Below are 587 nucleotides of genomic sequence, written 5' to 3' on the forward strand. Positions count from 1 at the left end.
TGTCTGGATAATGCTGTGGTGGAGTGTTTCTTTGGAACCTTAAAGTCGGAGTGTTTTTATCTTGATGAGTTCAGTAATATAAGCGAACTGAAGGATGCTGTTACGGAATATATTGAATACTACAACAGCAGAAGAATTAGCCTGAAATTAAAAGGTCTGACTCCAATTGAATATCGGAATCAGACCTATATGCCTCGTGTTTAACTGTCCAACTTTTTGGGGTCAGTACAACCTGAGGCTTACGTTCGAACCCAAACAATTCGAATGTTAGTCTCTTCTTTGCAGGGAGGCAAGACATGCTGACAAAATATGCCCTTGTGGCAATCATAGTGCTGTGTTTTACAGTACTGGGATTCACGCTGATGGTAGGCGACTCGTTGTGTGAGTTGAGTATCAGAGAACGTGGTATGGAGTTTAAGGCAGTTCTCGCTTACGAATCGAAGAAGTAGCCACCACGCGGGGGTAAAACCCATAAGCGCTAACTTAAGGGTTGAACCATCTGAAGAATGCGACGCCTCGGTGCCTCGTTAAGACGATGCCTCGCGTTCTTCAATTGCGTTTTGTAGGCTGTCAGGGATACTGTCCCA

General features: G+C 44.5%; 2 protein-coding genes. Both read left to right on the plus strand.

Translation table 11 applies throughout. The annotated features are described in order from the left end of the window. A partial coding sequence (locus tag K0778_RS27100) for an IS3 family transposase (RefSeq protein WP_077789370.1) occupies window positions 1–204 on the plus strand: 204 nt, incomplete at its 5' end. Window positions 205–296: 92 nt separating this feature from the next. Then, a complete protein-coding gene (locus K0778_RS27105; protein ID WP_000956460.1) occupies window positions 297–449 on the plus strand; it encodes a Hok/Gef family protein in 153 nt (50 codons plus the stop codon). The last annotated feature ends 138 nt before the right edge of the window (window positions 450–587 follow it).

This window comes from Escherichia sp. XD33, from assembly GCF_019375075.1.
Classification (GTDB): Bacteria; Pseudomonadota; Gammaproteobacteria; order Enterobacterales; family Enterobacteriaceae; genus Enterobacter; species Enterobacter flexneri_A.